Origin of the sequence: Streptomyces sp. XY431, from assembly GCF_001279805.1 — a bacterium.
Taxonomy (GTDB): Bacteria; Actinomycetota; Actinomycetes; order Streptomycetales; family Streptomycetaceae; genus Kitasatospora; species Kitasatospora purpeofusca.
In genome coordinates, this window is sequence record NZ_LGDO01000478.1 from 1 (window position 1) to 14082 (window position 14082).

11 protein-coding genes are annotated in these 14082 nt (G+C 73.5%); 8 read left to right on the forward strand and 3 right to left on the reverse strand.

Features of this window, described 5'->3' with window-relative positions:
• Positions 1-1464: S41 family peptidase (locus ADK60_RS30610; RefSeq protein ID WP_053650268.1), on the forward strand; the 1464-nt coding region annotated here is incomplete at its 5' end.
• 3 nt (positions 1465-1467) lie between these two features.
• Here ADK60_RS30610 and ADK60_RS30615 read toward each other — a convergent pair.
• Positions 1468-3075: an ABC-F family ATP-binding cassette domain-containing protein gene (locus ADK60_RS30615; protein ID WP_053650271.1), complete on the reverse strand. Its 1608-nt coding sequence runs from the start codon at positions 3073-3075 to the stop codon at positions 1468-1470.
• A 526-nt stretch (positions 3076-3601) separates the two neighbouring features.
• Here ADK60_RS30615 and ADK60_RS44005 point away from each other — a divergent pair.
• From ADK60_RS44005 to ADK60_RS47880, 4 genes are all read left to right on the forward strand, one after another.
• On the forward strand, positions 3602-4900 hold the full coding sequence (locus tag ADK60_RS44005; RefSeq protein WP_053650273.1) for a hypothetical protein: 1299 nt from the start codon (positions 3602-3604) through the stop codon (positions 4898-4900).
• Positions 4901-5091: 191 nt separating this feature from the next.
• Complete coding sequence (locus ADK60_RS30625) at positions 5092-6729, forward strand: ABC-F family ATP-binding cassette domain-containing protein (protein ID WP_053650275.1); 1638 nt, start codon at positions 5092-5094, stop codon at positions 6727-6729.
• An 82-nt stretch (positions 6730-6811) separates the two neighbouring features.
• Entirely contained in the window at positions 6812-7501 is a 690-nt protein-coding gene (locus tag ADK60_RS30630) for a nitroreductase family protein (protein WP_045942100.1), read from the forward strand.
• Positions 7502-7575: 74 nt separating this feature from the next.
• Positions 7576-8265 (forward strand): GNAT family N-acetyltransferase, encoded by a 690-nt coding sequence (locus tag ADK60_RS47880; protein ID WP_107094755.1) that lies wholly within the window; start codon positions 7576-7578, stop codon positions 8263-8265.
• 67 nt (positions 8266-8332) lie between these two features.
• Here ADK60_RS47880 and ADK60_RS30640 read toward each other — a convergent pair whose 3' ends face one another.
• Positions 8333-9289: an aldo/keto reductase gene (locus tag ADK60_RS30640; protein ID WP_053650278.1), complete on the reverse strand. Its 957-nt coding sequence runs from the start codon at positions 9287-9289 to the stop codon at positions 8333-8335.
• Between the two features lie 242 nt (positions 9290-9531).
• Between ADK60_RS30640 and ADK60_RS30645 the strand changes: the two genes are divergently transcribed.
• Positions 9532-10062, forward strand: coding sequence for a peptidoglycan-binding domain-containing protein (locus ADK60_RS30645; RefSeq protein ID WP_053650280.1), 531 nt, complete (start codon positions 9532-9534; stop codon positions 10060-10062).
• A gap of 71 nt (positions 10063-10133) precedes the next feature.
• Here ADK60_RS30645 and ADK60_RS30650 read toward each other — a convergent pair whose 3' ends face one another.
• Positions 10134-10694, reverse strand: coding sequence for a hypothetical protein (locus ADK60_RS30650; protein ID WP_053650282.1), 561 nt, complete (start codon positions 10692-10694; stop codon positions 10134-10136).
• A gap of 277 nt (positions 10695-10971) precedes the next feature.
• Here ADK60_RS30650 and ADK60_RS41245 point away from each other — a divergent pair, with 277 nt between their 5' ends.
• Together ADK60_RS41245 and ADK60_RS30660 are read left to right on the forward strand one after the other, a co-directional pair.
• On the forward strand, positions 10972-12495 hold the full coding sequence (locus ADK60_RS41245) for a carbohydrate binding domain-containing protein (RefSeq protein WP_063783305.1): 1524 nt from the start codon (positions 10972-10974) through the stop codon (positions 12493-12495).
• Positions 12496-12669: 174 nt separating this feature from the next.
• Complete coding sequence (locus tag ADK60_RS30660; RefSeq protein ID WP_053650284.1) at positions 12670-14052, forward strand: SDR family NAD(P)-dependent oxidoreductase; 1383 nt, start codon at positions 12670-12672, stop codon at positions 14050-14052.
• Positions 14053-14082 lie beyond the last annotated feature (30 nt).

Genomic DNA, 14082 nt, shown 5'->3' on the forward strand with positions numbered 1-14082 from the left:
GGCGCCGTCGGCGCCGCACCGGACGGGGACGGCGACGCGCGGCGGCCGGGCGTCAACCGGCTGGAGGGCGTCTGGCAGACGGACGGTTACGGCATCGTCGTCGAGATCCACGGAACGGCCTTCACCACCTACGACGTGACCCGGATCAGCTGCACCCCGGGCTTCTACTCCGGCACACAGGTCGGTGTGCCCGGACGCGACGGCACCGTCCGGTACGGCCAAGCCGGAAAGGCGTACGCCTCGTCCTCGGTCACGCCCCGGGGTCACGACCGGGCCGTGTACAAGGAGGACGGCGCCGCCTCCGCCAGGGACCTCACCCGGCTGCCCGGTGGCCTCCCGGCCCAGTGCCGGCAGCCCGCCCCGCAGGACGCGCTCGCGACCTTCGACCGGTTCTGGGCGACCTTCGAGGAGAACTACCCCTTCTTCGCCACCAAGGGCATCGACTGGCACGCGAAGGGCGCGCAGGCACGGGCGGGCATCACCCCGCAGACCAGCCCCGACGACCTGCAGAAGATCCTCGTGGGCCTGCTGGAACCGCTCGGCGACGCGCACACCGCGCTGGGCCGCAAGCGCCCCGACGGTGGGTACGACGGCGTCTTCGGCGGGCTGCGCCCGGGCACCGCGGAGCCCACCGACGAAGTCCGGGAGCAGGCGGCCCGAGCGGTCGCGGCCCAGCTCCTCGGCCCCGAGCAGTCCTTCGGCCGGGGCCTGCTCGGGGTCGGCGAACTCCCGCGCGGCATCGGCTACCTGCGGGTCAGCGCCTTCGACGGCTATGTCGAGGACGGCCCCTACCAGGACCACGCCGCCGAGCTGGACAAGGCGCTGGACCTCCTGCTGGCGCACCCCGAGCGACTGAACGGCGTGGTGGTCGACCTGCGGCTGAACGGCGGCGGCTCGGACGAGCTGGGGCTGCGGATCGCCTCCCGGCTCACCGACCGGCCCTTCCTGGCCTACCGCAAGGTGGCCCGCAACGACCCGGCCGACCCGAGCCGGTTCACCCGGCCCCAGCCGAGCGTGGTCCGCCCGGCCGTCGGCACGACCCGGTACACCGGACCGGTCGCCCTGCTGACCGCCGGCTCGACGGTCAGCGCGGGCGAGACCTTCACCCAGGCGATGGCGGAGCGGCGGCCGGCACCCGTGCGGATCGGCGAGAACACCCAGGGCGTGTTCTCCGACATCATGTTCAAGCCGGTCTCGGCCGATTTCGTGGCCGTCCTGCCGAACGAGAAGTTCCTCACCCGCTCCGGCAGCACCTTCGACGGACCGGGCATCCCGCCGAACGTCCGCACCCCGGTGTTCACCCCGGAGGAGCTGAGCCAGGGCCGCGACTCCGCCCTGACCGAGGCCCGCAGGCTCCTCGTCGCCGGAAGCACCGGGGCGGCCGACGCCGACGGCGCCGTCGAAGCCGCCGGAGCGACCGGAGCCGCCGTCAGCACCGCCGCCGCGGGGGCCGGCCCCCGCTGACCGTCACATCGGATCCACCGTCCTCAACTCGCCGTCCAGCTCCAGCCAGCGGGTGATGCCGAGACCGCGCAGGAACGGCAGGTCGTGGCTGGCCACGACCAGCGCGCCCTGGTAGGCGGCGAGCGCCTGGGTGAGCTGGCGCACGCTGGCCAGGTCGAGGTTGTTGGTCGGCTCGTCGAGCAGCAACAGCTGCGGCGGCGGGTCGGCCAGCAGCAGCGCCGCCAGGGTGGCCCGGAAGCGCTCGCCGCCGGAGAGCGTGCCGGCCGGCTGGTCGGCCCGCCCGCCGCGGAACAGGAACCGGGCCAGCCGGGCCCGGATCGCGTTGTCCCCCGCGTTCGGCGCGAACAGCTTGACGTTGCCCGCGACGGTCAGCTTGTCGTCCAGCAGGTCCAGCCGCTGCGGCAGGTGCCGCAGCGACACCGGGGCGGTGATCACCCCGGAGAGCGGGGCGAGTTCACCGGCGATGGTGCGCAGCAGAGTGGTCTTGCCCGCGCCGTTGCGGCCGACCAGGGCGATCCGCTCGGGCCCGCGCAGGTCGAGCTCCGCCGTGATGCCGTGCGGCAGCCGCACCCGCTCCAGGGTGAGCACGGTGCGCCCGGCCGGGACGGCGGTGCGGGGCAGGTCGATCCGGATCTCGGCGTCGTCCCGCACGGCCTCCTCGGCCGCGGTGAGCTTGCGCCTGGCCTCCTCCAGTCGCTCGGTGTGCATGCCCTGGAGGCGGCCGGCGGTCTCCTGGCCCTGGCGTTTGAGCTTGCCGGCGAAGATGTGCGGATCGTTGCGGGTGACCGAGCGCTTCTTCCCGTAGCTGGCGCTGCGCTCCAGCCGCGTCCTGGCATCGACCAAGTCCCTTTTCTGGCGCTGGACATCGGCCTCGGCATGGCGCAGCAGCCGCTCGGCGGTCTCCTGCTGGGCGGCGACGGTGCGCTCGTACTCGACGAAGTTGCCCCCGTACCAGGTGACCTGTCCCTCCCTCAGCTCGGCGATCTGGTCGACGTGCTGGAGCAGCTCGCGGTCGTGGCTGACGATCACCATCACCCCGCCCCAGCCGGCCACCGTCTCGTAGAGCCGCTCGCGGGCGGCCCGGTCGAGGTTGTTGGTCGGCTCGTCGAGCAGCAGGACGTCGGGGCGGCGCAGCAGCAGGGCGGCCAGCCGCAGCAGCACGGCCTCGCCGCCGGAGAGTTCGCCGGTGGTGCGGTCGAGGCCGAGCCGGCGCAGGCCGAGCCGGTCGAGCAGGGCGCGGGCGCGCTCCTCGACGTCCCAGTCGTCGCCGATCGCGTCGAAGTGGCGCTGGTCGGTGGATCCGGCCTCGACGGCGTGCAGGGCCTCCCGCGCGGCCCGGACGCCGAGCGCCTCGTCGACCCGCAGGCCGGTGTCCAGGGTGAGCCCCTGCGGGAGGTAGCCGAGCTCGCCGGCCACCTTCACGGTGCCGGAGGTGGGCGTGAGTTCGCCCGTGAGCAGGCGGAGCAGGGTGGACTTGCCCGCGCCGTTGAGCCCGATCAGCCCGGTGCGGCCGGGGCCGACGGCGAGGTGGAAGCCGTCGAGGACGGGCCTGCCGTCCGGCCAGTCGAAGGAGAGGTCGGTACAGAGGAGCGAGGTGGTGGGTTGTGCCATGGAGGCCTCCCGAGGGTCTGCCGGACGCGGCCGGTCACCGGACGTGGTCGTGGGACGACACGGGGAGACACCGCGGGTGCGGGCGGGACCGGGAAGGGGGCCGGGACGGGGCTCGGGTCGTCAGAGCGACGGGGGACGCCGGGCCGGCTCACCACTGAGGTCGGGCACTCGCACACCCACGGACCGCGCGGGCAGCACTGGGGCTGCGGCAGGGCAGCGAAGACGCTGCGGCGCGGCGGGGGCGGTGTCTCGGGACCTCAGTAGAGCAACGGCCTTCTCCTGTTCTGGCGGGTGGCAAGGATCACGCTACGGAGGCTCCCGGTAGTGTGCAACCGGTTATTTCGGTGCCGATCGCGTGCCGATCCGGTGACAGCCCCGCCCCGGAACGGCCGACGGCCGGAAGCCGTCCGCCGCACATGGCAGACTCCTCCCCTGCCACTCCCGCCACACCCGCGGCCCGTCCGCCGCAGGGCCGGTGGCGGTCACTCACATCCGTGGCGTGCATTCACAGGGGGAACCGAACATCATGTCATCGATATCCCGGGCGACGCGTGCCGCGCTGGGCGCCTCCGTCGTCGCTCTGACGATGGTCGTCGCGACCGCGTGCGGCCCGGACAACAACGACCCGGCCGCCGCCCCGACCGGCGGGACGACCGCCGCGGCCACCGCGGGCGCCACCGACAAGCCGGGCGGTCTGCCGCCGATCAAGCTGCCGACGGCCGACGAGCTGAAGAAGTGGAACTTCGACGACTGGGACAAGTGGGCCCAGCAGAACGTCGTCTCCCCGGCCGTGAAGGGCTTCTGGGACCTGCAGAAGATCCTCAAGGCCAAGCCCTACAAGCCGGGCCCGGGCAGCCAGCCCACCGCGCAGCCGACCACCGCGGCGCCGGCCCAGCCGACCACCCAGCCGCCGGCGCAGCCCACCGCGCAGCCGACGGCGGCCCAGCCCACCAGCGCCGCCCCCACCCAGCCGGGCGGCAGCGGCGGTACCGGTGGCGGTACCGGTGGCAACGGCGGCGGCAGCCAGAACGACCCGCAGCCGAAGCTGGTCGAGATGAAGCCCCTCCCGCACCCGTTCGCCAAGCCGGCCCACGTCAACGGCAAGCTGTTCTTCCAGGACGGCAAGCAGGACTACGTCTGCTCCGGCACGGTCGTCTCCGACCCCGCCAACCCGGGGAAGAGCAACCTCGTCTGGACCGCCAGCCACTGCCTGCACGGCGGCAAGGGCGGCAAGTACCACACCAACATCACCTTCGCCCCGGCCTTCAACAGCAGCGGCGCGGTGAGCGCCGGCAAGCAGGGCACGCTGGCCGACGCCGAGCCGTACGGCGAGTGGGGCGCCGTCTCCGGCATGGTCTCCCCGCAGTGGACGGCCGAGGCCGACCCGGAGAACGGCGGCCCGTGGAGCCAGTACGACTTCGGCATCCTCAAGGTCGCCAACCCGGACGGCAGCGCCAAGTCCCTGGAGGAGGTCGTCGGCGGCTCCGTGCCGGTCTGGTTCAACGCCCCGCGTGAGCAGATCGCCTCGGTCAGCACCTACGGCTACCCGGCCGCCAAGCCGTTCGACGGCATGGAACTGGAGCACTGCGAGGCCGGCAAGCCGGCCCGCCGCTCGATGGACGCGTCCCGCCCGACCATGCTGATGACCGGCTGCAACGGCAGCGGCGGCGACAGCGGCGGCGGCTGGTTCACCACCAAGGACGGCAAGCAGGTGCTGGTGTCGGACACCTCCATCGGCGGCTCCGACAACACCTGGGAGGCCGGCCCGTACCTGGACGACGTCGCCCAGCACGCGCTGGAGTACTTCTCCAAGAAGAGCAAGTGACCCCGGTCACCCGCTGAACTCCCCCGCCGGGGGCGGTGGCACCCCGTGTGCCGCCGCCCCCGGCGGCGTTTGCGACGGCACTTCCGACCGCACCCGCCCGGCCCGCTTCCCGGCCGGCCCGGTCCGCGCCCCTGCCCGCGCCCCTGCCCGCGCCCCGCCCACTCCCCGGCCCGCCTAGAATCGACGACATCATGAGCGCCACACTCGTCGTCAAGGACCTCGCCGCCGGCCACGGCGAGCGCACCCTCTTCTCCGGCCTGGACCTGGTCGTCGCCCCCGGCGACGTGATCGGCCTGGTCGGCGTGAACGGGGCCGGCAAGTCGACCCTGCTGCGCCTGCTGGCCGGCCTGGACACCCCCGAAGGCGGTTCGCGGCGGCTCAGCCCCTCCTCCGCCAACGTCGGCCACCTCCCGCAGGAGCCGGAGCGCCGCGCCGACGAGTCGGTCCGCGACTTCCTGGCCCGCCGCACCGGTGTGTCCGCCGCACAGGCCGCGCTGGACGAGGCCACCCAGGGCCTGGTGGACGGCGTGCCCGGTGCCGACGACGCCTACGCGGAGAACCTCGACCGCTGGCTGGAGCTGGGCGGCGCCGACCTGGAGGACCGGGCCGAGGAGGTCGCCGACTCGCTCGGCCTCAAGATCTCCCTGGACCTGCCGATGACCGCGCTCTCGGGCGGCCAGGCGGCCCGGGCCGGCCTCGCCTCACTGCTGCTCTCCCGCTACGACGTCTTCCTGCTCGACGAGCCCACCAACGACCTCGACCTGGACGGCCTGGAGCGGCTGGAGTCCTTCGTCAAGGGCCTGCGCGCCGGCACCGTGGTGATCAGCCACGACCGCGAGTTCCTGGCCCGCACCGTCACCAAGGTGCTGGAGCTCGACCTGCACCAGCAGCAGGTCAACCTGTACGGCGGCGGCTACGACGCGTACCTGGAGGAGCGCGAGACGGCCCGCCGGCACGCCCGCGAGGACTACGAGGAGTACGCCGACACCAAGGCGGGCCTGGAGGCCCGGGCCCGGATGCAGCGCGGCTGGATGGAGAACGGCGTCCGCAACGCCCGCCGCAAGTCGAGCGACAACGACAAGATCGGGCGCGCGATGCGCACCGAGTCCACCGAGAAGCAGGCCGCCAAGGCCCGGCAGACCCAGCGGATGATCGAGCGGCTGGACGTGGTCGACGAGCCCCGCAAGGAGTGGGAGCTGCGGATGGAGATCGCCGCCGCGCCGCGCTCCGGCTCGGTGGTCGCCACCCTGCGCGGGGCCACCGCCCGGCGCGGCGACTTCGCGCTCGGCCCGGTGGACCTGCAGATCGACTGGGCGGACCGGGTCGCCATCACCGGTGCCAACGGCGCGGGCAAGTCCACGCTGCTGGCCGCCCTGCTGGGCCGGCTCGAACTCGACTCCGGCAGCTCGGTGCTGGGCTCCGGCGTGGTGGTCGGCGAGGTCGACCAGGCGCGCGGGCTGTTCCTCGGCGGGGAGCCGCTGCTGGAGGCGTTCGCCGCCGCCGTCCCGGAGCTCGCGCCGGACGAGGTCCGCACCCTACTGGCGAAGTTCGGGCTGAAGGCGGTGCACGTGCTGCGTCCCGCGGACACCCTCTCCCCCGGTGAGCGGACCAGGGCGGCGCTCGCGCTGCTCCAGGCGCGCGGGGTGAACCTGCTGGTGCTGGACGAGCCCACCAACCACCTGGACCTGGCCGCCATCGAGCAGTTGGAGTCGGCGCTCGCCTCGTACACCGGCACGCTGCTGCTGGTCACGCACGACCGGCGGATGCTGGACACGGTGGCGGTGAACCGGCGGATCGAGGTCGGCGGCGGGCGGGTCGCCGAGCTGTAGCCCCGATCCCGTGGGCATTGCGGGCCGGGGAGGAGGTCCAGACCTCTTCCCCGGCCCGCCGTCATGTGCTGTGCTGTCGCCCATGGTTGACAGCACAGCGCTCGACAGCGCGGTGGCGGGAACGCCCTACCCGAGTGTCCCGCTCACCCCCATGACCGTGCCCGCCCACGAGGCGGAGGCACGCAGCAGGTCCTTCCACGACGTGATGGCGCAGCGCCGGACCGTCCGCGACTACTCGACCCGGCCGCTCCCGGACGGTGTGGTCGAGTGGGCGGTCCGCACCGCCAACACCGCGCCGAGCGGCGCGCACGTCCAGCCCTGGCGCTTCGTGGTGATCACCGATCCGGACCGCAAGCGCCGGCTGCGGGAGGCCGCCGAGGCCGAGGAGCGCGAGTTCTACGCGCACCGGGCCTCCGAGGAGTGGCTGGCCGCGCTGGCGCCGATCGGCACCGACTGGGAGAAGCCCTTCCTGGAGGACGCCCCGGCCGTGATCGTGGTCTTCGAGGTGCACAAGGGCCCGCACTCGCCGCGCCCGTACTACACCAAGGAGTCGGTGGGCATCGCGGTCGGCCTGCTGCTGGCCACGCTGCACCAGGCGGGGCTGGCCACGCTCACCCACACGCCGAGCCCGATGAAGTTCCTCAACGAGGTGTGCGAACGACCGCAGGAGGAACGGGCCGCGTACGTCATCCCGGTGGGGTACCCCGCGGAGGGGGCGCGCGTACCGGACCTGCGGCGCAAGGAGCTCGACGAGGTGCTGATCCGCCTCTGACGCGCCCCCGGACGGTCCGGGTAAGCGGCGCCGGGCGGTGGTGACAGGTACAGGACGTCGACATAATCGCTGTCATGAATCACGTCATGCCACCGCCGTGCGGGGGCGCGTCCGGCTCCCTTCCCCCATCCGTGCCCGCGTCCGGCGCGCCCGCCCTCAGCACGCCCGCCCTCGGCACATCCACCCCCAGCACGCCCACCCCCGGCCGGCCGCCCGAGCTGCTGCGCCCGGCCGGGGACTCGGGGATCACCCTGCGCCGCCGCTCCCCCGCCCAGAGCCTCGCCCTCAACGCCGCCGTCCGGGCCAACCTGGACCACCTGCGCCCCTGGCTGGAGTGGGCCGCCGAGGCCCCCACCGTCGCCCGCACCGCCGAGCTGACCGAGGCCGGCGCGGCCGCCTGGGACGCCGGCACCGACTTCATCTACCTGGTCGGCCTGGACGCCGAACCCGGCCGGGTGATCGGCTCGTTCGGCCTGCACCGCCGGATCGGCCCGGGCGCGCTGGAGATCGGCTACTGGGTCGGCACCGACCACGTCGGCCGGGGCATCGCCACCACCGCCGCCCGGGCCCTCACCGCGGCGGCCTTCGCCCTGCCCGGCGTCCACCGGGTCGAGATCCACTGCGACCCGGCGAACACCGCCAGCGCCGCGGTCGCCCGACGGCTCGGCTTCCGCCTCGACCGCGAGGTCGACGCACCGGTGCGGGCGCCGGGCGAGACCGGGCGCAAGCAGATCTGGGTCCAGGAGCGCCGTCCCACTCCGTAGCTCTCACCCAGTCGTGCCCCGCTCAGTACCGTCCCGCCCAGTACCCTCCCGCCCAGTACCGTCCCGCTCAGTACCGCTCGCCCGACGGCGCCGGCAGCGCGTCCAGCTCGGCGAGGTCCGCCGGCGACAGCACCAGCTCGGCCGCCGCCGCGTTCTCCACCAGGTACTTGGGCGTCTTGGTGCCCGGGATCGGCAGCACGTACCGCCCCTGCGCGACCACCCAGGCGAGCGCCACCTGCGCGGGCGTCGCGCCGACCCGCGCCGCGACCTCCCGCACCCGCTCCACCAGCGCCAGGTTCGCCTTCAGCGCGTCCTGCTGGAAACGCGGCAGCTGGCGGCGGAAGTCGTCAGCCGGCAGCTCGTCGAAGGAGGCGATGCCGCCGGTCAGGAAGCCCCGGCCGAGCGGCGAGAACGGCAGGAACGCGATCCCGTGCTCCTCGGTGTACGGCAGCACCTCGGCCAGCGAGTCCCTGGTCCACAGCGACAGTTCGTTCTGCACCGAGGCCACCGGGTGGACGGCCCGGGCGCGCTCGATCTCCTCGACGCCCACCTCGGACAGCCCGATCCGGCGCGCCTTGCCGGCCGCCACCACCTCGGCGAGCGCGCCCCAGGACTCCTCGATCGGCACCTCAGGGTCGACCCGGTGCAGCTGGTACAGGTCGACGTGGTCGGTGCCGAGCCGGTGCAGGCTGTCGTCGATCGCCCGCCGGATGTGCTCGGGCCGGCCGTTGCGCAGCACCCGCTCCTCACCGGTGCCCGGCACCAGGCCGACCTTGGTGGCGAGCACCGCCCGCTCCCGGTACGGACCGGCCAGGGCGGTGCCGACCACCTCCTCGTTGCTGTACGGGCCGTAGATGTCGGAGGTGTCGATCAGCGTGACCCCGAGGTCGAGCGCCTGCCGGATCACCCGGACCGAGGTCTCGTCGTCCCGGTTGTGGACGTCGTAGGCCCAGGTCATCCCCATGCAGCCGAGGCCGACGACCCCGACCTCGGGGCCCTCGCTGCCGAGCGTGGCGTTGCGCATGACGTACTCCTCACTGGTGCCGGCCCCGTGGCGCCGACGTGCGGTCGGATCAACGGGCACCAGCCTGCCCCTTGGAGTGCACTCAAGGTCAAGCTGCCGCCGGCCGGACTCGCCCCGATCTTCCCGACACCCCGTCAAGTGGCGTAGGACACAGCGCAGAACGCGAACAGCCTGTACTCTCCCGGTTTGCTACGGCGCACGAACCACACGAACCACGAAAGTCACACGGGGGAACAGAAATCATGAGCAACACCATCACGCGCACCGCCCGCCACGGCGCCCGCGCCTTCGCCGCGGTGGCCCTGGCAGTCGGCGCCATCGCCACCAGCGCCACGGGCGCCCAGGCCAGCACCTCGGTCGGCTACGTCAACACCAGCTGGGGCGACTACCACACCGACTGGGCGGACGAGGGCCTGATCTCCACCACCCAGCACTCGCGCAGCGGTGCGGCCGGCCTGTGGCAGATGGTCCTCTGGCTGGACGGCTACCTCGCCGAGTCCGACGTCGACTGCCAGTTCGGCCCGAAGACCCAGGCCGCCACCAAGGCCTGGCAGGCCCGCTACCTCGGAGCCTCCGAGGCCGACGGCGTCGTCGGGCCGAAGACCTTCGGCCGGGCCAGCCAGAACCTGATGTCGACCGACAACGGCTTCAGCATCCAGTACCACTCGAAGTACATCGGCCGTGACAAGTACACGGGCCGCTACTTCTTCGACACCGCCTACACCCGCGGCTTCGTCAACGCCGACTACAACAGCTCCACCAACTGCCGCTAGGCCAAAAGGCACTAGGCACTACAGGCACGACCGCCGCCCGGCCGGGATCCCCGGCCGGGCGGCGCCGCACCTCAACCCCGCCGCGCGAGCGCCTCGGCGGCGGCTGCCGTCCAGATCCGCCGAGCCAGCACCTCCGGCGCCAGGGTGCCGTCGACGGTCAGGCCGCAGTCGGCCCGCAGCGGCTCGATGTGGCGCTCATGGGCATCCCGCCGGTGCTCGACGTAGTTCCGCAGCAGCACCGCGAGCGGGAAGTCGCCCGCGACGCACTTGCGTTCGATCTTGCGGGCCAGCCGGAGGTCCGCCGCCACGTCCACGAAGACGTCCAGGCGGGGCCGGGAGCGCGGCGAGGCCACCCGGCGGGCGAAGAGGCCCTCGACGACCACGACCGGGGCGGCGGCGAGCGCGGTCCCGAGGTCGGCGTCCAGCCGCTCACCGTCGATCGAGCGCGGATCGCCGACGTCCAGCCGGGGCGTCCCGTTCTCGTCGGGCGCCCACACGCCCCGCCCCGGTTCGGCGTACCAGTAGTCGTCGCCGTGCAGGACCCGGACCGGCCCCTCCGCCGCGGCCGCCACGAGCGCCCCGGCCAGCGTCGTCTTTCCCGCCCCCGCACCACCGGTCAGTGTCAGCAGCACGAACCCTCCCCGTCCTCGGGCCGACCGAGCGAGCGAGCGAGCCGCGCCCGGCATCCGCCCGCATCCTTCCGCCGGAACCTTAACGTCCGCGTAAGGCATGCCGGGAGGCTGCTTTGATGCCCCGAAGGTTCTTGACGTGCCCAGGTGGTCTAGTCCAGCTTGGTCCTCAGCACCGCGCACCTCCCCCACCCGGACCACCTTCCGCCGTCACCCGCCCCCGCGCCCCCTCCCCACCGCGCGAGGCCGGTGGCAGGCCTCGTTCCCGAGAGGCACCCCCATGCCACGCGCGCCCCACGACACCCCTGCCCGGCACCGCCGCCCTGCGGTCCGCACCAAGCTGCTCGGCCTCACCGCCGCCGTCGTCCTCGCCGGCGGCGGCCTGGCCACGGTCGCCGGGAACGCCGGCGCCGCCGACGGCAACCTGCTCGCCAACCCCGGGTTCGAGAGCGGCTCGCTCGGCCCGTGGAGCTGTTCCGGCACCACCGGAAGTGTGGTCGACTCCGGTGCGCACGGCGGCTCCTACGCGCTGAACGGCGCCGTCGGCAGCTCCGACACCGCCCAGTGCGGCCAGAGCGTCGCCGTGAAGCCCAACACCACCTACACGCTGAGCGCCTGGGTCAAGGGCCAGTACGTGTACCTCGGCGCGACCGGCAGCGGGGTCACCGATCCGGCCGTCTGGACCCCCGGCGGCAGCGGCTGGCAGCAGCTGACCGCCACCTTCACCACCGGCGCGGCCACCACCAGCGTCAACGTCTACCTGCACGGCTGGTACGGCCAGGGCGGCTACCTCGCCGACGACGTCACCCTGTCCGGCCCCGGCGGCAATCCGAGCACCCCGCCGCCCACCACAACCCCGCCGACCACGACGCCCCCGACCACCACCCCGCCCACGAGCACGCCGCCCACCACCCCCGCGCCCAACGTCGCGCTCCCGGTGGCCCCGTACATCGACATGGGCGCCTGGCCGACCCCCTCGCTGCCCGCGATGGCCAAGTCCGGCAACCTCAAGGCCTTCACCATGGGCTTCGTCACCGCCGTCGGCTGCAAGGCCAGCTGGTTCAACGCCTACGACCCGCGCACCGGCTGGGCCAAGGACCAGATCGACGCGCTGCGCGCGGCCGGCGGCGACGTCAAGCTCTCCTTCGGCGGCGCCAGCGGTTCCGAACTCGCCGCGGCCTGCACCACCGTCGACTCGCTGTTCGCCGAGTACGACGCCGTCGTGAAGGCCTACAACCTGCGCTACGTGGACTTCGACATCGAGGGCGCCGCGATCGCCGACACCGCCGCCAACGAGCGCCGCTCCGCCGCACTCGCCAAGCTGCAGAAGGCCAACCCGGGGCTGAAGGTCTCCTTCACCCTGCCGGTCCTCCCGGAGGGCCTCACCACCGAGGGCGTCGCCATCGTCCGCTCGGCCCGCGACGCGGGCGTGGACGTCGACCTCGTCAACATCATGGCGATGGACTACTACCGCTCCGGCGCGGACTACGGCGATGCCGCCGTCCAGGCCGCACAGTCCCTGTACGGCCAGCTCAAGGCCCTGTACCCGGCCAAGAGCGACGCCCAGCTGTGGTCGGCGGTCGGCGTCACCCCGATGATCGGCGAGAACGACGACCACCAGGTCTACAACCAGGCCGACGCCCAGCAGCTGGTCGCCTTCGCCCGCCAGCACCACCTCGGCGAACTGGCCTTCTGGGACGCCACCCGGGACGCCAACGCCTGCACCGGCGGCCTTTTCAAGTGCACCAACATCCCGCAGCAGCCCTACGAGTTCGCCAAGATCTTCGCCCAGTACACCGGCTGAGCAGCCCCTGCCGAACAGCCCCACCCGCACCCGCGCCGGCGGCCCCACCCCAGGGGCCGCCGGCTCGGCGTTATTCGAGCGCGCGTTCGCGAACGGTCCACTACAGTCCCCCCATCACCGGAGCCGCCCGCGAGCGGTTCCGACGCAGGTGAACAGGCATACGAGGGGGCGGACATGACAGTCCGGGACGACACGGGCGCCACGAGCGAGGACATCACCCCCGAGGAGCTGGCCGCGTTCAGCCGCACCCTCGGCCGCCTGCGCGCACTGCCCACCGGCGACCGCACCCGGCTGCACGCCGAGCGACAGCTCAGCTCCTTCCACCGCGAGAGCCGCAAGCAGCGCCGCCAGGAGGAGCGCGCCAAGATCCTGGCCGCCGACGCCGAGTTGCTCGCCGCCACCGCCACCGGTGCCCCCGACCGCCGCGAGGACGCCCCGCTCGCCCCCGCGCCCGTCCGCTCCGCGCCGCTCGGCGAACTCCGCGGCGGCCGCCGCTGCTACGTCTGCAAGCAGCGCTACCGCGAGGTGGACGCGTTCTACCACATGCTCTGCCGCCCCTGCGCGGCCGACAACACCGCCCGCCGCGCGCTCTCCACCGATCTCCGGGGCCGCCGAGCGCTGCTCACCGGCGGCCGGGTGAAGATCGGCTTCCAGCTGGCCCTGATGATGCTGCGCGACGGCGCCGAGCTGCTCGTCACCAGCCGCTTCCCGCACGACACCGTGCGCCGCTTCCGAGCCGCCGAGGGCAGCGCCGCCTGGTGGGACCGGCTCACCGTCATCGGCATCGACCTGCGCGACCCGCGACAGGTCCTCGGCCTCACCGAGCAACTGCGCGCCGAAGAGCGGCCGTTGGACATCCTGGTCAACAACGCCGCGCAGACCCTGCGCCGCCCGCCCGAGTCCTACGCGCTGCTGACCGCCGGCGAGCGGTCCGCCCTGCCCGCGGGCGACGCCGCGACCGTCACGCATGCGCCCGGCTTCCGGCCGACGACCGCCCTGGCCCCGCCACCCTCACCGCTCCCGGTCCCGGTCCCGCTCGGGGCCGACGAAGCCGGCCTGCTGCCGGACCTCGCGGACACCAACTCCTGGTCCGCACGCCTCGGTTCGCTCGACCCCACCGAGGTGCTGGAGGTCCAGCTCGTCAACGCGCTCGCCCCGGCCCTGCTCTGCGACCGGCTGCTGCCGCTGCTGCTCGCCTCCCCGCACCCGCGCCGCTACATCGTCAACGTGACGGCGGTGGAGGGCCGGTTCGCCGTCCGCAACAAGACCGCCGGCCACCCGCACACCAATATGGCCAAGGCCGCGCTCAACATGCTCACCCGCACCAGCGCGGAGGAACTCGCCACCCGGGGCGTGCACATGTGCGCCGTGGACACCGGCTGGATCACCGACGAGAACCCGGCCCCCAGGAAGGCCCGGATCGCCGCCACCGGCTTCCGCACCCCGCTCGACATCGTCGACGGCGCCGCCCGCGTCTACGACCCCGTCGTCCGCGGCGAGGCGGGCTCGCCGGTCTCCGGCGTCTTCCTCAAGGACTACCGCGAGGCGGCCTGGTGACCGGCCCGCACCAGTGGCTGCGCCGAACGG